Genomic DNA, 18,741 nt, shown 5'->3' with positions numbered 1-18,741 from the left:
GAATTTAGTCCACCTTGATCCTTTCAAGCTGCCACTCTGGCAGCTTGGAGGTTAAGTCTGGGATTATTCTATCGATATCGCCCCGCAAGATAATCAATGGCTCACCGCTAAATGCCCCGTTGGCTAAATGCTGCAACCTTTCTGGCGTTAGAGCCTGCAACTCGGCATTCAGCTTTTGCACATCAACTTGGGTTAATCCTGTCGCAAGTTGTTGGAGATATTGGTTTTCACGCTGAATGCTGTTGTCTTGGCTGAGTACATCCTCACCCATCAAATAGGTTTTAAGTGCATTGATTTCGCCTTGGCTGGCACTTTGGGTTTTAACGAGCGCGAGGTGATCGAGTATGCCCACCACAAACGCGCCCGTATGTTCTATGGCTGTACTGCCGTAAAACTTGATGCTGCTGGACAGCGGCGCATTGGCACACTGGCCGTAAATGCCATAGGTGAGGCCGCGTTTTTCCCGCAAATCATAATAGAGTCTGCCCGAAAAACTGCGCCCCATCAGCGCGGATAAACTGCGGCAGCTTAAGGCGACTTCCTGTGAATTGAGTTGACTCGTCTCGGACATATCGCCTAACTCATTATCAACGGTATGACCTATGGCATGATTTATGGAATGATCTATGCGATAGCCTATGCGATAGCCTATGCGATAGCCTAGGCGGACTTGGGTCTGCACGCTGCCCGGCGCATCGATAAGGTAAATCTTTTGGGTTTGCTTAGGTGTGGTTGTTTCTAGCTTATCCGCGTGCGATGACGATTTAGACAAGGATTTAGGCAAGGATGTCGTCAATATAGGCCACTGTTTAATGCTGGCTTGAAGATCAAATTCGGCGTTTTTAGCCTGCGAGTTGGGTAGAAACAGATGCCACTGTGCTTGCGATGCCGCCTGCTGCTGGATCTGTTGCAGTTGATTCAGATTAAGCGTATCGAACAGCTCATTATTATTGAGCACTGTATTGTAGGGATGTTCAGGCCCGAGCAGTTTTTCGCGCCACAGTTTATCTATCTCGGCGCCACTAAAGGCATTTAAGTGCTTATTGAGCTTGAGTTGGCGGCGAATATTGTCAACATCGACGGGGGCGGTTGTCGCATCAACAAAGGTATTGGGCTGCCAAAATTGCATTAGCAAGCCGTAGATATGATTAACATCGTCGGGGCAGGTGAGGCTTAGATTTATGCTATGTAAGCTAACGCGAATACTGAAAGTTTCAAGGCAAGGATCTGCGAGGCTAATCGCCAGTGCGCGGGCTTTCTCTTGCAGGGCAATCTGTAAAATATCGGGATTATTGAAGGGGGCCTGCGGACTTATCGCCGCTAAACTGACCCTGTTGCTTAGACTGTTACTGCTGAGACTGTTACTGCTTAGAGCATGAGTGCTTAGACTGTTACTGTTTAGATCATGATTGCTTTGCACTGAAGCAAGTCTATGTAACTGATAGGGTAAATCCAATTCGGTATAGACTTCATCGCTAAACATTGGATCCGTTGCGGGGATGATGACGCCGCTTTCGGGTAAATGACTGTTAAAAGGATAGGGCGTGTTAAAGCCCGCTAAGCTTGGCGGTTCGGTCGGCGTAAAGACGATTTGCGTTTGCTGGCAGGCGCTCAGTAATAACGCCGCTGCGCAGCACATTAAGCTTTGTAGTTGTTTAGGTCGTCCGTGAGTTACAGGAGTTAGGTTCATCATAATACCGCATCCTCTAGGCTGTCGCTCATGTCACTAGGTAGCCATTCCAGCAGTGTTTTTCCCCAGCGAATATACCAAGGTGGCAGTAGGTCGACCCGCACATAGTCTTGAGTAAAATACTGTTTTGCGACTCTTTGGATATCGCCAGCCGTGACTGCGTTAATCCGCTGCCACTGCGCGCTAAAGGGATGGTCTTTATCTTGAACTGAGGTCGCCGAAAGCTGCGTGGCTAGTGCTTGGGTGTCACTGAGTTGTTGTAATCGATTGTTTAACCACACTTGTTTAAGTGCGCACAGGCTGGTTTCATCCAGAGTCTCTTGCTGTGTTTGTGCGACAAGTCCCAGCACTTTTTCCACTAAGGCATCGAGTGAAGTGCGAGCTCGCGGAACCAAGACAATATTGGCAATCCCATGATTTTCTAGCTCAAAGGGCAGGGAATAGCTGAGCATCTGCGCGGGATTATGCTGGCTGAGTTTCGCGATTGCACTGGCGGTATTTTGAAATAAATAGCCTTCGAGCAGTTGAATCGCTGCCGCATCGGGATGATTTTTACCTACGGTATGCCAAGCGAGCAGTAATCCAGGCCAAGGTCCGTGCTCATCGACTAACTCAGCATGCACTTGTTTAGGCTCGATATTCAACTCAGTGAATCTAGGTTCAGTCGTCGTTGGTTTAGGCCAAGTCGCAAAATCTTGCTCAATCCATTGCAGGGTTTGTGGGCTTAACTTGCCGACAAGGGAAAGCTGCATCGCGTCGGGGCGATAATAAGCACGGTGAAAGGCGGTTAGGCTTTCAGGTGTGGCTTGCAAGATATCTTCGCGACTACCAATAATACCGTGGCCGTAGGGCGTGCCTTTCACTTGGTCGAGTAAGAACGCCATCGCGCTGCGGACATAGGGCTGATTATCTATGGTTTGCGCCATTTCCTGCAGTACGGTTTCCTGCTGATTTTTAACGGTAGTGGCATTTAGGCTTGGGCGGATAAAGCGGTCGGCTTCGAGATACAGCCCCAGTTCTAATGCTGGGCTTGGCAGCGTCACATAGTAATTGGTGTAGTCAAAATGTGTGCTGGCATTAAAACGTGCACCTAAGGCACTGAGCTGCTGGGCATAGGTATCGCCGGGGGCATTTTCGCTGCCCTTAAATAACATGTGCTCAAACAGATGGGCATAACCGCTTTGGCCCTCAGCTTCGTTGCGGGCGCCTAAATTAAATTGGCTGGCGATTGTGACTGTCTGTTTATCAGCCATGGGCAGTAACCGCACCGTCAGGCCATTTTCGAGAGTGTAGGTTTTTAGGTTCGCTTCGAGCGCGTATAAGGCTTGTGCATCCTGCTCGGCGCGACATTGTGCCAGCAGCGAATTGCTAAAAGCACTGGTCGCAAGGGCGATAAAAAAGACGATGTGAGTTCTCATAAGTGCATCCTGCTGAGCATATTTTTTGAATTCGTTAAATAACTCATCGAAGCTGAATGCCGTTACCAAGTGGCGATTAACCCATCAACAGGTATCGATACCGATTGCGATGTGGTTAGCGACTGCTCGGATTTCATCGAAATCAGTTGAATAGCATTCAGTTTTTAAAAAGAACTGCTATGATGGCACAGTTCTTTTTCTGGCATAAGTACAAGATATGGTAAGCAGATCCCCGTTCGAATCCTTTCAGTGGAAAAGCGATATTTTTAACTGTGAAAGCACTGATATTGATAATTTTTATCTGCTGCTTGAGCAGGAAATGACCCGTTTGGGCATGGTTGAGAAGAATTTGGGTGAAGTCGGTAAATACAAGGTTAGCTTGTATCAGTCTCCCGCCGCTAAGTCAGGCTTACCTTCTTTATTAATCAGCGCAGGATTTCATGGCGAAGAATCTGCAGGCCCTTGGGGTTTGCTGCATTTTTTGAGTGAAGCGTCAGCAGACCTATTTGAACGGGTGAACTTGAGTTTATTGCCCCTCGTTAATCCAACCGGATTCAGCCGCGGCCATAGATTTAACAAGTACGGCGAAAATCCAAATCGCGGTTTTGTATTTGAGAATGGTAAACCTAAAGCCAACGAACATACGTCGGTGGAAGGTAAGTTGTTGTTAGATCATGCGCAGTTACTGATTGCCGCTTGCCGTGACGGTATTTTAACTTGCCACGAAGATGTCTTGAGCCGTGAAGCCTATGTGTATTCTTTTGAGCCAAGCCAAGTGCCAGGACGCTTTAGCCTCGATTTGCGCGATACCTTAGGCGGTTATTTCCCGATTGCTGTGGATGGCGAGATTGATGCGTGTCCTGTGAAGGATGGCTTGATCTTCAATCACTTCGATACGTCGTTTGAAGCGTGTTTAGTGCGAAGTGGTGCCCGTGTCGGTGCTTGTACCGAAACGCCAGCGCTGCAAAACTTCGACCAACGCGTATTGGCAAACAGTGCTGTTATGACTCACTTCTTAGCCCTATGTGCACCTTTATGTGATTGATCTTGTTATTCTATTAGGTGTTTAATCATCTTATAAATGACAAAAAAATACCCGCTGATAGCGGGTATTTTTTTAGGTGATATTTACCAGTGAATTATTGGTTAATTCGCATCGGTACACCAGTACGTTCATCAAGCAGCTTTTTGATCACAGAAGAATTTGTGTCAGCTTTAGCGATAAACTTGGCGATATCTCTAGGTAATGAAATCGCGACTGGCTCATTGGATTCAAACTCAGCCACAGTGCGAGACAGAGGTTGATGCACGGCTAAGTAGCGCTTACCGTCTGGCTCTTCGGTTGCTTTAATCGGCTGGTTCACGAATTGTACGCGGGTGCCCACTGGGACATTCTTGAACAAGTGCTCGATATCTTCATGGCGTAAACGCACACAACCTTGACTCACACGTAAACCGATACCGAAACTCGCGTTAGTACCGTGAATCGCATACAAGTTGCCTATATACAGTGCATACAGTCCCATAGGGTTGTCTGGACCCGCTGGCCATACTGCTGGCAGGATTTCACCCTTAGCAGCATATTCTTTACGAATGCGTGGCGTCGGTGTCCAAGTTGGATTGGCACGCTTACGTTGTACTGAGGTCACCCAGTTTTCTGGCGTGTCTTTACCAATCTGGCCAATACCAATAGGCAGGACTTCAACTGTCTTTTTGCCTTTTGGATAGTAGTACAAACGCATTTCGGCCACGTTGATCACTATGCCTTCACGGGGAGCGTTAGGCAGGATCAGTTGTAATGGAATTAACAGTTGGCTACCTGGCTTTGGCAGAAATGGATCTACACCTGGGTTAGCTTCGAGTAAGTTACTGAGACCGAGCTGGTATTTGGCAGCAATATCTTCGAGAGTGTGTTTACCCTCTGGAACCGTATAATACTGGTTCTCGCCAATTAGCCTGCTTTGGGCGGCTGGTAAAGGATATTCCGTTGCTAAAGCGGACAGACTAGGGAAAACCAAAGTCAATAATAAAGCTGTGGTGCGAAGCATACTCATAAGCGGATACTACGATTCCTGTTAATAAAAAAGCGTGTTTAACGCAGCTTTCTCTGTTAAAACGAGAGCGGCAATTTGACGAGCAAAATGCACTGGCGCGCGAAGCTCGCATCCTTCCTTATTTTGGACATTATTTCAACTGAAATATGATCCGTACAGCGTATTTATCGCTTAATTTTTGTTTTAACGGTTTTCTTCGATGACTGAGGTTGTCAGTATTTAGACTTACCGTTTAACCCTCTGCCTACTTTATCGCCCTATGCGCTGCAATTCCCTGATCTAAGCTGCTGTGTTGCAACGCTTCTATGGTGATTGCTCCGTCTAAAATATTGACGTGATGCAAAGTGTCTTCTTTGATGGCGAATTAAGGGTGGCTGAATTGATGGGTTTTGCGAAAACAGCGTTTGCGAGACTTTTTTAAAGTACTTTTCTAACGGGGTGCTGCTCAACCTGACAAAGTCCGCCTAGCTGAGCTGATTGTCGGATAAATGGAGTGAAAACAATTGGCTTGAGGGTGATGTTCGAATATTCGCCGTTTCAGTCGACATTGTTTTGTCTGGCGCTGAATTCACTATGATAACCCTATTTTATACAGGTTTACGAGCTTGATTTAGCTTGAATGATTTAAGTTTACGTTTAGCTTGTTGTTTTTAACTATTTGATATTTATTTATTTTAATTTTTATAAGTCGTGTGAAAATGTTCTGCGGTTCTTTAGGTTTTACGTTAGCCTTTATCTCAAGGTTAATGCAAAGTTACATTTATGGCGTTTTCTATGTAGATGATTGAAATTTAATATTTAACGCTCCAATAATTCGCTATTTTTGTGCTAATATAAAATCATAAAATTGTAAGTTGAGTCATTTTTAACCTCGGTGATTTGTCTATCGTTTAACTAAACAACCTGTATAAGGAGGCGTTTGTGGATGCAAATTCCATCAATAGTTTTTTTCTGATTGGCGCCTTGCTAACTGCAGTGAGTGTTTTACTCAGTCCTATGTCTTCCCGTTTGGGTATCCCGATTCTTTTGATCTTCCTCGCCGTGGGTATTTTGGCCGGTGAAGATGGCCCTGGCGGCATACTGTTTGATGATTATTCCACCGCTTATTTAGTCAGTAACTTAGCGCTAGCTATCATCTTACTCGATGGTGGAATGCGTACCCGTGTCGCCAGTTTTAGGGTGGCGCTGTGGCCTGCTTTATCGCTAGCGACCTTTGGCGTTGCTATTACAACCAGTATCACTGGAATGATGGCCGCATGGCTGTTTGACTTGCATTGGTTGCAAGGTTTGCTGGTGGGCGCGATTGTGGGCTCGACCGATGCCGCCGCGGTATTCTCCTTATTGAAAGGGCGCAGTCTCAACGAGCGGGTTGGGGCAACCTTAGAAATCGAGTCTGGTAGTAACGACCCTATGGCGGTGTTTTTAACCGTGACGCTGATTGCGATTCTCGCCAATGTGGACACTGAGATGTCCTTCAGCTTTATGTTTATCAGCTTTATTAAGCAATTTGGTCTGGGTATTTGCTTAGGTTTAGGCGGCGGCTGGATGTTGTGGAAGCTGGTTAATTTGAGCAAATTAGCCGACGGCCTGTACTCTATTTTAGTCTTAAGCGGTGGGCTGATCATTTATGCGGCGTCCAACAAACTTGGCGGCAGTGGTATTTTATCGATTTACTTAGTCGGGCTTTTCCTCGGCAATAAGCCGACCCGTGGCCGCCATGCGATTTTGAACGTACTGGATGGCATGACTTGGGTCAGCCAAATCGGCATGTTCTTGGTATTAGGCTTATTGCTTACCCCTTCCGATTTAGTCGATATCTTGATCCCAGGTTTTGCGCTGGCATTTGGGATGATTTTATTTGCTCGTCCTGTCGCTGTGTGGATCAGCCTATTGCCCTTTAAGAGCTTCAGCAGTCGCGACCGCTGGTTTATTTCGTGGGTAGGATTACGCGGTGCAGTGCCTATCATCTTGGCGGTGTTCCCCATGATGGCGGGCTTACCGGGCGCTCAGTTGTACTTCAACTTAGCCTTCTTCGTTGTACTAGTCTCGTTACTGGTTCAAGGTGCGTCTTTGACCACTGCGGCGCGTTTAGCTAAGGTGGAACTGCCCCCAAAGCCGTTGCCCGTTTCGCGTTCGGGAGTTGAAATTTACCCGAGCAGCGAATGGGAAGTGTTTGTTTATCGTTTGAGTGAAAGTAAGTGGTGTATTGGTGAACCGTTAAAACGTTTAGCTATGCCAGATGGAACACGAATTGCGGCGGTATTTAGGGATGACACTTTACTGCATCCATCGGGTAGCACTCGCCTCGAAGCGGGCGATATACTCTGCGTGCTGGGTCAGGAGCGCAGTTTAGAAGCCTTGAGTAACCTCTTTAGCCAAGCGCCAGAAAATAAAGAAGTACAACGTTTCTTCGGTGATTTCTTTATTGAAACAGACGTTAAACTTGCGGATCTCGCACCAATTTATGGCTTGAGTTTAGATAATCTCGCTGACGATATGACAGTTGCCGATCTGGTGGTGTCACAGCTTGGTGCAAACCCTGTGCTGGGCGATCAGTTCCAATGGCAGTCGTTGCATTGGGTGGTGGCGGGGCTGTATGAAGGCAAAGTCACTAACGTGGGTATTCGTTTACCGACCGAGCATTCGCTGTAATCTCATGCGCTAGATGCTTCTTGCCATAGAGAGTTGAAGTTGAAAGTTGTCATCGACAATTGCCATTGAAAGTTGTCATCGACAATTGCCATTGAAAGTTATCATCGACAATTGTAATCGAAAGTCACCATAAAAAATGCCAGCTTATTTGCTGGCATTTTTGTATTAAAAACGGAATGAGTTACTGATATAAAGATTTGTCCGTTGGATCTGGACGGGTTTTAAAGCGGCGATGCAACCACATATATTGGGCGCGGTTTTTATCTATGATGGATTCGATAATCTTGTTACCGCGAATGGCATCGGCTAATTCATCCTCGCCGGGGAAATTATCCAGCGGTGGCATCACTTCAATCCGATAACCCTCATCACCTTCGGTACGTTCCACAAAAAAGGGTAAGACTTTGGCTTTGCCGAGTTTGGCTAACGTGGTGGCCCCCGTAATCGTTGCCGCATCTGGCATGGCATAAAACGGGATAAATACCGCGCTGGAGCGGCCAAAGTCTTGATCTGCCGTGTACCAAATGACATCGGGATTACGTAGGCAGCGCACCATTTGGCGCAAGTCGCGTTTAGAAACGAGACCTTTATTCGAGCGTAAACGGCCTTTAACTTGGAGGTATTCCATCACAGGATTGTTGTGTGGGCGATAAACCCCCACGCCGGGTTGGAATTGGCCGAAAATACGTGCGCCCATTTCCAGCGGTAAACAATGCACTGCAAACAGGATAACGCCGTGGCCAGCATCGAGGGTGTCTTGCACGTGTTCTTTGCCTGTGATGCTCATGTGTTGCTGCACTTTTTCATCGGACCACCACCATGCATTGATGGTATCGAAAATGGCTTTGCCTGTTTCTTCAAAGTTACGCGTGAGTAGGGCTTCTCGCTGTGCTTCTGACATTTCAGGGAAACAGAGGGCCAAGTTACGGCGCGCCGTATGAGTGCGACTGCCAGCAAATTTCATCACTAAGCGACCTAAACCTTTACCCAGTTTCATCTGCCATGAGAGCGGTAGAAGCTGAGTTAAGCGCATCAAGAATACGCCAAACCACATGGGCCAATGCTTAGGATGATATAAAGAAGATGAAAACTCGGCTTTCTCGACCACAAAAATACTCACTACTTTTGAAAATTACTGCTTATTCTAACTCAATTTTTACTGAAAATTAGGTACAATCACGGTTTAATTTCTGCATAAAGATAAGAGCACTATGAAGGTTTCTCTGCCAGCATTTGAAAAAGCCAGAGTGTTAGTCGTCGGCGATGTGATGTTAGACCGCTATTGGGTTGGCCCAACGGGACGTATCTCCCCCGAAGCCCCCGTACCTGTGGTGAAGATTAATCAAGTCGAAGACAGACCCGGCGGCGCGGCCAACGTGGCGCTCAATATCGCGACCTTAGGTGGTCAAGTCCAACTTGCTGGGCTCGTCGGTCAAGACGATACCGCCCATGCCTTAACGCTTGGCGTGCAAACCTTAGGGGTTGAACCCCAATGGTTAACCATTGCAGACAAGCCAACCATCACTAAGTTGCGGGTGTTATCACGCAACCAGCAATTGATCCGACTCGATTTCGAAGAAGCCTTCGACAAGGCCGATAGTGTGCGTTTGCTCAAGCAATCAGAGGCCTTACTCGATTCCGTCGATGTGGTGGTGTTGTCAGATTATGCGAAGGGCGCTATCGATCAGCCGCGTGATTTCATTGCGCTTGCCCGCGCAAAAGGTGTGATGGTGTTAGTCGATCCTAAGGGCAGTGACTTTGGCCGTTATCAGGGCGCGTCATTGATCACCCCGAATATGAGCGAGTTTGAAGCCGTTGTTGGCACTGTGACCTCAGAAGCGGATCTGCTGGAAAAAGCCCGTGGTTTACTTAAGCAACATCATTTTGATGCCATCTTAGTTACCCGCTCTGAAAAGGGCATGACCTTAGTGACTGCCAATGCGCCCGAGCTGCACATTCCTACCGTTGCCCGTGAAGTCTATGACGTGACGGGTGCTGGCGATACTGTGATTTCTGCCTTAGCAACCTCATTAGCCGCGGGCGCCGATTTACCGCAGGCTTGCGCAATTGCGAACACCGCCGCTGGCGTGGTGGTCGGTAAACTTGGCACTTCTACCGTGAGCCGCATTGAACTTATCGAAGCTCTAGCTTTGCATCATGGAGAATCGGGTTTTGGGGTGGTGAGTGAAGATCAACTCGCCTATGCCCTAGAGCAGGCCAAACTGCGCGGTGAGCGTGTGGTGATGACCAATGGTTGCTTTGATATTTTGCATGCGGGCCACGTGAGTTACCTCAAACAAGCCAAAGCCTTAGGCGATCGTTTGATTGTTGCAGTAAACGATGATGCCTCGGTTAAACGCCTTAAGGGTGATGGTCGTCCGGTCAATCAGGTTGATCGCCGTATGGCCGTGCTCGCTGGCTTAGCCTCTGTCGATTGGGTGGTGCCTTTTAGTGAAGATACGCCGCAGCGCATTATCACTCGACTGCTGCCAAATCTACTGGTTAAAGGCGGCGACTATAAGCTTGAAGATATCGCAGGCGGCGCTGAAGTGATTGCCGCCGGTGGTCAAGTGCAAGTGCTGGGCTTTGAGGATGGCATTTCGACCACGGCGATTATTCAAAATATCATGGCTAATCAGTGAGCTTAGTTGCTCTGGTATTCGCATCTAGCTTGTCTTGGACGCCCATTGCCGATAAGCAGGCTTTGATTTGCCCTTTACCAGAGCTTGGCACTTGCTTGGCATTATTGCCTAAGCAAGTGTTGGCGCAGCTGCCCGCTACGTTAGATCAATTTAGGCGCGATTTAGGCCAGCGAGGCGCCATGGTTATGCCCGTCGATGACAATCAGATAGCGGGCCTAGTCTTAGTCAACGAGTTGCAGTCGCCGCAAGTGCAGTTAGCCAGTGTCGATCTAGTGACCTATCAATTACCTTTGCTCGAACAGCCGCAATTAACCCTATGGCATGAGCTCGGTCATTTGGAGAACCTCGCCCTGCAAGGGACAGTGTTACCGATTCAATTGAGCGCATATCAGCATGAATGGCTAGCCGATATCTATCTGGTTTGGCGTGTCGCGCGGGAGCGAGGTGATTTTACCTTGGCATGGCAGCAATACCATAGACGCAATCTCGATGCGTTAACAAGTCCGCAATACTTGTCGCACTGGAGTTCGCCTATGATGATACAAGTGTTGCGCCGCTATAAGGTGGCTCACGTGGCGAGTTTTGCCGATTATCGGGATTTTTTGGCGGATTTTTATCCTAAAGCCGAGCAATTAGCGCCGAGGTTATTAGGCGAGTATTCGAGCTTAATGCAACGCACTTTTGGCGCGAGTGTGTTGCAACCCCTTCCTGAATATCTATTTTGGCGAAAAGCCGAACTTGGACATTATCTACAACCCACCTTCGTTTTACTCATGGGCGAGGAAAAAGCGCATAACTGGTTGGTACAAAATTCAATGTTATGAAGGTGTTAATGAATTCTATGTTTAAGCCTGTTTTAAACTGAACCCTAGCTGAACAAAAGCGAAATACGCTGGTTGCAGCCGAGTGAACAGCAGTAATCCCTGAGCGGCTTTGGTAAGCTTTCCCCCTAAAAATAAGAGGGGAGACTTTACTATGGCTAAGCGCTCGCGAGTACAAACTGAGCAAACCATAAATCAGATTATGGATGAAGCGTTAAGACAAATTTTGACTATCGGCTTTGAGACTATGTCTTATACCACGTTATCTGAAGCAACGGGGATTAGCCGCACAGGTATTAGCCACCATTTTCCACGCAAGAGCGATTTTCTCGTTCGCTTAGATAGCCGTATTGGTAATCTATTTGTTGCGGCTCTGGATTTTTCTAGCCAAGAGGCATTAGAAACATCATGGATGCAGGCTATGCAGGAAGAGCATTACCGCGCAGTATTGAGACTGTTCTTTAGTCTTTGCGGTGGTGCCAACAATGAAATCACTCTCTTTAGAGCTGTGAGCACAGCACGTCAACAAGCGATTGCTGAGTTAGGCTTAGCGGGTGATCGCACGATCAACCATTTAATAGGCCGTACTGCTATGATGTTGTTGTCCAATTTTGATGTGGCAAAAGCAGCATAAAAGACTGACCAACAAATATAAAAATGGAGCCCGATGGCTCCTTTTTTATGGGGGGAAATCGTGATTTTTACTGAGGAAACTCATCCTTTTGTCATGTAAGATAGGCCCTTTATTGCGTTATACCGCTTTTTACTCTTGATTTGACAGGATACACATATGGACATGAACCCTAGCCCTAATGCCGCCGATGCTCCCAAACGTAACATCAAGCTCGATAATACAGAGCTCATCAAAACCAGTTTTTGGGTGAGTCAGGTCTTTATGATCATTGCGACGGTTGTCGGTGTGTATTTAGCCGCGCAGGAAGGTTTATCGCAGGCGATTAAGTTCGATAACTTAAGTAATATGCAAAACAACTATCATCTGCGCCACGCGCTCTATGATGAAGTGAGTGACAACGTGGCCACTTTGAGCCGTTATGTCGACACGGTTGAAACGGTGAGCGGTAATAGCTTAGTGAAAATGCGCCCGCAAATGGGGCTGTTTGTTTGGGATAATATGCGCTATTCAGCCAATGCCCTAGAGACGCCGAGTCATATCTTGTCCGATATTCGTCGTTTTTATTTAGAGTCTGAGCAGATCATCAGTAATATTGAAACCCGCCACTACAGTGTTTCCTACGGTAAGGGCCTACTGCAAAGTTTACTGAGTAAGATCCAAGAAGATACTTTGCCGAAGCTTAAAACGAATTATGAAACCCTGTCAAAAGAGCTTAGCGATAACGATATTACCGTAGACTAACGTATCTTGGCTTAGCTCCTCCCTAAACATCAGGGGTCATTCTTATCCCTGATGTTTGAATTCATTGATGAATTCAGTGTTGCTGACACCACCTCTGCATGATCTGTTTTAGTACCCCATTATTTTATGGCACTTAAGCTAATGATGAATTTAACCAGTCTTTCTCCTTCGGCATTTGTCATCAAAACCTTGTTGAGTTAGCTTAATTCCTGTCGATAGGCTTGAGTTAGTTTTTGCTGCTGTAAATAGATGCGAATCGCCAAGAAGGTTAATGTGGCAGCAATAGCAGCGCTGATGATGTGGTGAAATACTAAGTGACTTATCAGGAATGTGGGTAAGTCTTCTAAGCTGTCGATAAGGAAAAGCTTAGTGATTAAGCCGATATAGACCAGAAGATGCAAAGCCGCGCCAGTGATGAAAAGGCGTCTAAATTTATCAATTAGTTTGATATCCAAATTGAAATCGAACCATCGACATAACAGATATCCACTCAGGCCGATGGCAATTGATATCCAGCCAAGTCCGAGTAATGAGGTTTTGATTAATACGCCAGACAGGATAAACAGTCCAAGCAACATTCACTCTTTCCTTCAAATAGCGTTAGATTCTACTTCGTATTTTTGCCTGCGAAAACGATGGGGATTGTGGGCAAAAAAACTCACATCCTATGGGGGCGGAGACTAGCTTAAAAGGCTTAAAAAAATATGAAATGAAAAGGGAGCCAGCGGCTCCCTTTTTATCATTGAAACAGTGTGTTTCGCCTAAACGATTTCTACTCTGTTGAAGTTACATCAGGCTCAAAGCGCTTTTAAAATCGCTTCGACACTGGCCTTGGCATCCCCAAACAGCATTTGAGTATTATCTTTGAAGAACAGTGGGTTTTGCACGCCAGCATAACCTGTGTTCATCGAGCGTTTAAAGCCGATGACGTTTTGCGCTTTCCACACTTCGAGCACTGGCATGCCTGCGATTGGGCTACCTGGATCTTCCATTGCCGCAGGGTTAACCGTGTCGTTCGCACCAATGACTAGTACTACGTCAGTGTCGTTAAAGTCGTCGTTGATTTCGTCCATTTCAAGCACGATATCGTAGGGGACTTTCGCTTCCGCTAGCAGTACGTTCATGTGGCCGGGTAAACGGCCTGCAACTGGGTGGATGCCGAAACGGACTTTCACGCCAAGATCGCGGAGTCTTTTGGTGATTTCAGCGACAGGATATTGCGCCTGTGCTACCGCCATACCGTAACCTGGGGTGATGATGACAGAGGTAGCATTTTTAAGCATATCCGCCACATCTTCGGCGTTGGTTTCACGGTATTCGCCCATTTCTTCATCGGCAGTCGAGGCCACACCATCTGTGCCAAAGCCACCAGCTATTACAGAAATAAACGAGCGATTCATCGCCTTACACATGATGTAAGACAGAATTGCACCCGATGAACCCACTAATGCGCCAACGACAATCAAGAGGTCGTTCGACAACATAAAGCCCGCTGCCGCTGCTGCCCAACCTGAGTAGGAGTTCAGCATAGACACCACCACTGGCATATCCGCGCCGCCAATCGATGCGACTAAATGCCAGCCAAAGGCGAAGGCAATCAAGGTCATCAACAGCAGTGCCGGCATAGTGCCGCCAGTTTGGACGAAGTACACCAACAGGGCGAAAGACACGAGCACAGCCACTAGGTTCAACTTGTGGCGATGTGGCAGCATCAAAGGTTTAGATGAAATCACGCCGCGTAACTTGCAAAAGGCCACGATAGAACCTGTGAAGGTGACTGCACCGATGAAGATCCCGAGGAAAACTTCGACCAAGTGAATGTTAAGCATGGCGCCAGTGAGATGTTCTTTGCTGGCGGCTTTGGCCGCTTCACTTAGAGCATCGTGCACTGCGGCGAGGGTCGTATTAATATCGCCACCGACAGCCACGACAACTTGCGACACTTCCTGTGGGTGTAAGTCGATAAAGCTGTTAAAGCCAACCAATACCGCGGCCATACCAACAAAACTGTGCAAGATGGCAACCAGTTCAGGCATTTCAGTCATTTCGACTTTTAATGCTAAACGGATACCAATCGCGCCGCCAATCACCATAGCGATTAAGATCCACGCAATACCGTTAGTATCAGGGTTGAAAATGGTAGCCAGTAGGGCAATTGCCATACCTAAGATACCGAATAAATTGCCGTGTTTTGCCGTCTCTTGCTTCGACAGTCCCGCGAGACTGAAGATGAAGAGAATGGCGGCAATAATGTAAGCTGCTGTTACCAGTCCTTGAGACACGTTAAACCCCCTTAATCCTTACGGAACATCTTCAGCATGCGCTGAGTGACGGTGAAGCCACCGAAGATGTTAATACTGGCGATCAGCACGGCGATAAACGCCAGTACAGTGACCAAAGTTGAACCCTGACCGATTTGCAGTAGCGCGCCGACCACGATAATGCCTGAAATCGCGTTAGTGACTGACATCAAAGGCGTATGCAGTGAGTGGGATACGTTCCACACCACATAATAACCCACGACGCAGGACAGCAAGAATACCGTGAAATGAGACAGGAACTCTGGCGGTGCAACCGATGCCACGGCTGCAAATCCGGCAACGCCTAAGGCGGCGAGCACGTATTTGAGCTTAGATGGCGCTTTCGGAGTGGTGTCTTTAGGCGCGATTTTCGCGGCAGGTTTTGCCGGCGCCGCAGAAACCGAAATCGGTGGTGGCGGGAAGGTCACTTCACCTTCTTTGATCACAGTCATGTTGCGCATGACCACATCATCGAAGTTGATGCTGGCAGTGCCGTCTTTCTCTTTGCACATTAACTTCATCAGGTTGACTAAGTTAGTGCCGTAAAGCTGTGACGATTGCGCCGGCAGACGACCGGGTAGGTCGGTATAACCAATCACTTTTACGCCGTTCGGTGTGACAAACAGCTCGCCCGATTGCGTGTATTCGCAGTTACCGCCAGTTGCAGCGGCTAAATCGACGATCACTGAGCCGCTCTTCATGCTATCAACCATAGCTTTGGTGATGAGCTTAGGCGCAGGACGACCAGGGATCAGCGCCGTAGTGATGATGATATCGACTTCTTTGGCTTGCTCAGCAAACAGCGCCATTTCGGCAGCAATAAATTCATCCGACATGGTTTTAGCATAACCATCGGATGAGCCACCTTCTTCGTTACCAAAATCGAGTTTAAGGAACTGGCCGCCCATGGATTCGATTTGCTCGGCCACTTCTAAGCGCGTATCGAAGGCGCGCACTATGGCGCCAAGCGAACCCGCAGTACCAATGGCAGCAAGACCTGCCACACCGGCACCAATCACTAACACTTTAGCGGGCGGCACTTTACCGGCAGCGGTAATTTGACCGGTAAAGAAACGGCCAAATTGATGCGCGGCTTCAACAACGGCACGATAACCGCCAATGTTGGCCATAGAGGAGAGAGCATCGAGTGACTGGGCACGGGAGATGCGTGGCACCATGTCCATCGCCATCACGTTGATCTTGCGTTTAGATAACTTCTCAACCAGCTCAGGGTTTTGTGCGGGCCAAATAAAGCTGACGACAGTTGCTCCGTCTTTGATTTGTTCGATTTCGGCGTCGCTTGGCGCATTGACCTTAAAAATCAGATCGGCTTGCCAAACGTCAGTTGTCACTTTCGCGCCTGCAGCTTCAAAGGCTGCATCATCGAAACTTGACAGTTGACCCGCATTGGCCTCAATAACAACTTCAAAGCCGAGTTTTTTAAGCTGCTCGACGGTGGCTGGAGTCGCGGCGACCCTAGTTTCACCGGCGAGACTTTCTCTCGGTATTCCAATCTGCATGACTACTCCCTGATGGTTTATATAATCGTTCCGCCTGCTGTGCTTCCTTCATCGTACTCAACTGCAAAATCTGTCATCGCCAGCGATTACTCGGCTGGTGATTCGAGTCAGTTCGGGCATTCAATCTAGGATGGACACTTTTTGTTTTAAAAACAAACTATTCTGTGGGCAACAGAAATTTCTGTTCGACAGGCTCATGACCATTGTGGCAATACTTTAGCTTGGCACAAGTGCATATTTCTCAAGCAGGCCGTTTCTGCACTGGTCGGATCAAAAACTTTTAACCAGTGCACACTTTTGTAGCTTAAATTTTGCACTTTGTATATTCCAAAATGGAATTAAAAATCCGATTTTATTCTTTTTTGCTTTTCTTAAACCGCGATAAGCTTGTGGACATTACACTGTCATAGGGCCGTCTCATGTTGTTAAAAGAACTTTCATCGCTGGCTTCGCCATTGTCTCAAGGACAAGTCGAGAAGCTAAAACAACTCACTTCTGAGTTAAGTGCTGTGCAACTGGCTTGGGTGAGTGGCTATCTTGCTGCCACCGCCAATGCTGGCCAACTAGCTCCCGCCGCAGAGGCGCAAACTGCTCAAACAGTGACGATTCTCTATGGCAGCCAAACGGGTAATGGCCGTGGTGTCGCCAAAGCGCTCGCTGATAAGGCGCAGGCACAAGGTTATGCGGTCAATCTGGCTTCAATGGGCGAATACAATGTTCGCCAACTGAAACAAGAAACTGTGCTCTTGCTGGTGGTCAGCACCCATGGTGAAGGTGAAGCGCCGGATGACGCGATTGAATTACATAAGTTTTTAGCATCGAAACGTGCGCCTAAGTTAGACAATCTACATTACTCAGTGCTTGCGCTGGGGGATTCAAGTTATGAATTCTTCTGCCAAACCGGTAAAGACTTTAGTACTCGTCTAGCGCTACTGGGTGCTAAGTCATTGTTACCTTTGGTTGAATGTGATGTGGACTATGAAGCCGCCGCTGGTCAGTGGCACGCCGATGTATTAGAGGCCGTTAAGCCGCTTATCGAAACCTCGTCCGCCAGTGTGGTATCTATCGGTACCGCTAAAACGATTGGCGAAAGCGAGTTTACTAAGCAAAACCCCTATAGCGCTGAAGTGCTAGCGAGCCAAAAAATTACCGGCCGCGGTTCAGACCGAGATGTGCGCCATGTTGAAATTGACCTTGGCGATTCAGGCTTAAGCTATCAAGCGGGCGATGCCCTCGGTGTGTGGTTTAGCAATAATGAAGTGTTAGTCGATGAAGTCCTCGTGGGTCTGTCGTTGGCCGCCGATGAGTTAGTGACCTTAGGCACAGAATCCTTGACCCTTAAGCAAGCTTTGCTTGAGAAGAAAGAGCTGACTCAGTTGTATCCTGGATTAGTCAAAGCGTGGGCCGAACTGAGCGGCAGCGCTGAGCTGCTAGCGTTGAGCGAAGATAAAGAGCAAGTGCGTCACTTTATCCTTAAGCATCAATTTGCGGATTTAGTCGCCCAGTATCCGTTAACAAATAGCGCTGTCACGTTAAGCGCGGCCAGATTGCTTGAGTTACTGCGCCCATTAACCCCAAGACTTTACTCTATCGCCTCAAGCCAAAGTGAAGTGGAAACCGAAGTCCATTTAACCGTAGCGTTAGTGGAAGATGAGCGTCACGGCGCGGCCCGTTTTGGCGGCGCGTCACACTTCTTAGCCTCTGCGCAGGAAGGCACGCAAGTTAAGGTTTATGTTGAGCCTAATAAGCATTTCCGTTTACCTGAAAATCCAGAAACACCAGTGATCATGGTTGGCCCTGGCACAGGTGTTGCGCCGTTTCGTGCCTTTATGCAGGAGCGCGTGGCCCAAGGTATTCAAGGCGATAGCTGGTTATTCTTCGGCAATCCTCACTTTGAGCAGGATTTCTTGTATCAAACTGAGTGGCAACAGTATTTGAAAAATGGCGATTTAAGCCGTATCGACGTGGCATTCTCGCGCGATCAAGCCCATAAAATATATGTGCAGCACCGTATTAAAGAGCAAGGCCAAGCCCTGTGGCAATGGTTGCAAAACGGCGCGCATCTGTACATTTGTGGTGATGCTGAACGTATGGCCAAAGATGTTCACCAAGCCTTGATTGAGGTGGCTGTTGAAGTCGGTGGTTTGAATCCCGAAGCTGCCGAAGCCTATTTTGAAACACTGCGCAGCGATAAGCGTTACCAAAAAGACGTGTATTAATCTCAACCGTTGCGCATATAAGAAACGCATAAGAATAGCCAAAGCTGCAC

At 47.7% G+C, this 18,741-nt stretch carries 14 protein-coding genes; 7 read left to right on the top strand and 7 right to left on the bottom strand.

The window, feature by feature from the left end; genetic code table 11:
* Positions 1 to 4: 4 nt before the first annotated feature.
* Both Q4Q54_RS07015 and Q4Q54_RS07010 read right to left on the bottom strand, forming a co-directional pair.
* Entirely contained in the window at positions 5 to 1,693 is a 1,689-nt protein-coding gene (locus Q4Q54_RS07015; protein ID WP_311988062.1) for an insulinase family protein, read from the bottom strand.
* Positions 1,690 to 3,108, bottom strand: coding sequence for a pitrilysin family protein (locus Q4Q54_RS07010; RefSeq protein WP_311988061.1), 1,419 nt, complete (start codon positions 3,106 to 3,108; stop codon positions 1,690 to 1,692). The genes Q4Q54_RS07015 and Q4Q54_RS07010 overlap by 4 nt, the downstream gene beginning before the upstream one ends.
* Positions 3,109 to 3,325: 217 nt before the next feature.
* Here Q4Q54_RS07010 and Q4Q54_RS07005 point away from each other — a divergent pair, with 217 nt between their 5' ends.
* On the top strand, positions 3,326 to 4,153 hold the full coding sequence (locus Q4Q54_RS07005; protein WP_311988060.1) for a M14 family metallocarboxypeptidase: 828 nt from the start codon (positions 3,326 to 3,328) through the stop codon (positions 4,151 to 4,153).
* 94 nt (positions 4,154 to 4,247) lie between these two features.
* Here Q4Q54_RS07005 and Q4Q54_RS07000 read toward each other — a convergent pair whose 3' ends face one another.
* Complete coding sequence (locus Q4Q54_RS07000) at positions 4,248 to 5,162, bottom strand: L,D-transpeptidase family protein (protein ID WP_006082904.1); 915 nt, start codon at positions 5,160 to 5,162, stop codon at positions 4,248 to 4,250.
* Between the two features lie 921 nt (positions 5,163 to 6,083).
* Between Q4Q54_RS07000 and Q4Q54_RS06995 the strand changes: the two genes are divergently transcribed.
* On the top strand, positions 6,084 to 7,814 hold the full coding sequence (locus Q4Q54_RS06995; RefSeq protein ID WP_311988059.1) for a potassium/proton antiporter: 1,731 nt from the start codon (positions 6,084 to 6,086) through the stop codon (positions 7,812 to 7,814).
* A 181-nt stretch (positions 7,815 to 7,995) separates the two neighbouring features.
* Here the strand turns inward: Q4Q54_RS06995 and Q4Q54_RS06990 are convergent, their stop codons facing one another.
* The gene (locus Q4Q54_RS06990) at positions 7,996 to 8,922 is read right to left on the bottom strand and encodes an LpxL/LpxP family Kdo(2)-lipid IV(A) lauroyl/palmitoleoyl acyltransferase (RefSeq protein ID WP_006082902.1); all 927 of its coding nucleotides are present in this window, start codon (positions 8,920 to 8,922) and stop codon (positions 7,996 to 7,998) included.
* A gap of 103 nt (positions 8,923 to 9,025) precedes the next feature.
* Between Q4Q54_RS06990 and hldE the strand changes: the two genes are divergently transcribed.
* The 4 genes from hldE to Q4Q54_RS06970 all read left to right on the top strand — a co-directional run bounded on the left by hldE (position 9,026) and on the right by Q4Q54_RS06970 (position 12,652).
* Positions 9,026 to 10,456, top strand: coding sequence for a bifunctional D-glycero-beta-D-manno-heptose-7-phosphate kinase/D-glycero-beta-D-manno-heptose 1-phosphate adenylyltransferase HldE (gene hldE, locus Q4Q54_RS06985; protein ID WP_006085938.1), 1,431 nt, complete (start codon positions 9,026 to 9,028; stop codon positions 10,454 to 10,456).
* Positions 10,453 to 11,280 carry a hypothetical protein gene (locus Q4Q54_RS06980; RefSeq protein ID WP_311988058.1) on the top strand — a complete coding sequence of 276 codons (828 nt, stop codon included), beginning with the start codon at positions 10,453 to 10,455 and terminating at the stop codon, positions 11,278 to 11,280. The genes hldE and Q4Q54_RS06980 overlap by 4 nt, the downstream gene beginning before the upstream one ends.
* 151 nt (positions 11,281 to 11,431) lie before the next feature.
* Positions 11,432 to 11,911, top strand: a complete 480-nt coding sequence (locus Q4Q54_RS06975; protein WP_106649592.1) for a TetR family transcriptional regulator — start codon at positions 11,432 to 11,434, stop codon at positions 11,909 to 11,911.
* Positions 11,912 to 12,067: 156 nt separating this feature from the next.
* Positions 12,068 to 12,652 (top strand): hypothetical protein, encoded by a 585-nt coding sequence (locus tag Q4Q54_RS06970; protein WP_311988057.1) that lies wholly within the window; start codon positions 12,068 to 12,070, stop codon positions 12,650 to 12,652.
* Between the two features lie 197 nt (positions 12,653 to 12,849).
* Here Q4Q54_RS06970 and Q4Q54_RS06965 read toward each other — a convergent pair whose 3' ends face one another.
* The 3 genes from Q4Q54_RS06965 to Q4Q54_RS06955 all read right to left on the bottom strand — a co-directional run bounded on the left by Q4Q54_RS06965 (position 12,850) and on the right by Q4Q54_RS06955 (position 16,472).
* Positions 12,850 to 13,230: a hypothetical protein gene (locus Q4Q54_RS06965; protein WP_012088382.1), complete on the bottom strand. Its 381-nt coding sequence runs from the start codon at positions 13,228 to 13,230 to the stop codon at positions 12,850 to 12,852.
* Positions 13,231 to 13,449: 219 nt separating this feature from the next.
* Entirely contained in the window at positions 13,450 to 14,934 is a 1,485-nt protein-coding gene (pntB, locus tag Q4Q54_RS06960) for a Re/Si-specific NAD(P)(+) transhydrogenase subunit beta (protein WP_006085934.1), read from the bottom strand.
* Positions 14,935 to 14,945: 11 nt separating this feature from the next.
* On the bottom strand, positions 14,946 to 16,472 hold the full coding sequence (locus Q4Q54_RS06955; protein WP_006082895.1) for a Re/Si-specific NAD(P)(+) transhydrogenase subunit alpha: 1,527 nt from the start codon (positions 16,470 to 16,472) through the stop codon (positions 14,946 to 14,948).
* Positions 16,473 to 16,891: 419 nt separating this feature from the next.
* Here Q4Q54_RS06955 and Q4Q54_RS06950 point away from each other — a divergent pair, with 419 nt between their 5' ends.
* Positions 16,892 to 18,691 (top strand): assimilatory sulfite reductase (NADPH) flavoprotein subunit, encoded by a 1,800-nt coding sequence (locus tag Q4Q54_RS06950; RefSeq protein ID WP_311988056.1) that lies wholly within the window; start codon positions 16,892 to 16,894, stop codon positions 18,689 to 18,691.
* The last annotated feature ends 50 nt before the right edge of the window (positions 18,692 to 18,741 follow it).

The sequence above is a fragment of the Shewanella sp. SP2S2-4 genome (genome assembly GCF_031932025.1).
GTDB lineage: Bacteria > Pseudomonadota > Gammaproteobacteria > Enterobacterales > Shewanellaceae > Shewanella > Shewanella baltica.
The sequence above is the reverse complement of the archived record's forward strand: the minus strand, read 5'-3'. Positions and strand labels throughout refer to the sequence as shown.

Coding starts and splice junctions, on each gene's coding strand:
- hldE (WP_006085938.1), top strand. CDS start 9,026: ATGAAGGTTTCTCTGCCAGCATTTGAAAAAGCCAGAGTGTTAGTCGTC.
- Q4Q54_RS06965 (WP_012088382.1), bottom strand. CDS start 13,230: ATGTTGCTTGGACTGTTTATCCTGTCTGGCGTATTAATCAAAACCTCA.
- Q4Q54_RS06970 (WP_311988057.1), top strand. CDS start 12,068: ATGGACATGAACCCTAGCCCTAATGCCGCCGATGCTCCCAAACGTAAC.
- Q4Q54_RS07015 (WP_311988062.1), bottom strand. CDS start 1,693: ATGATGAACCTAACTCCTGTAACTCACGGACGACCTAAACAACTACAA.
- Q4Q54_RS06955 (WP_006082895.1), bottom strand. CDS start 16,472: ATGCAGATTGGAATACCGAGAGAAAGTCTCGCCGGTGAAACTAGGGTC.
- Q4Q54_RS07000 (WP_006082904.1), bottom strand. CDS start 5,162: ATGAGTATGCTTCGCACCACAGCTTTATTATTGACTTTGGTTTTCCCT.
- Q4Q54_RS06975 (WP_106649592.1), top strand. CDS start 11,432: ATGGCTAAGCGCTCGCGAGTACAAACTGAGCAAACCATAAATCAGATT.
- Q4Q54_RS07010 (WP_311988061.1), bottom strand. CDS start 3,108: ATGAGAACTCACATCGTCTTTTTTATCGCCCTTGCGACCAGTGCTTTT.
- Q4Q54_RS07005 (WP_311988060.1), top strand. CDS start 3,326: ATGGTAAGCAGATCCCCGTTCGAATCCTTTCAGTGGAAAAGCGATATT.
- Q4Q54_RS06950 (WP_311988056.1), top strand. CDS start 16,892: ATGTTGTTAAAAGAACTTTCATCGCTGGCTTCGCCATTGTCTCAAGGA.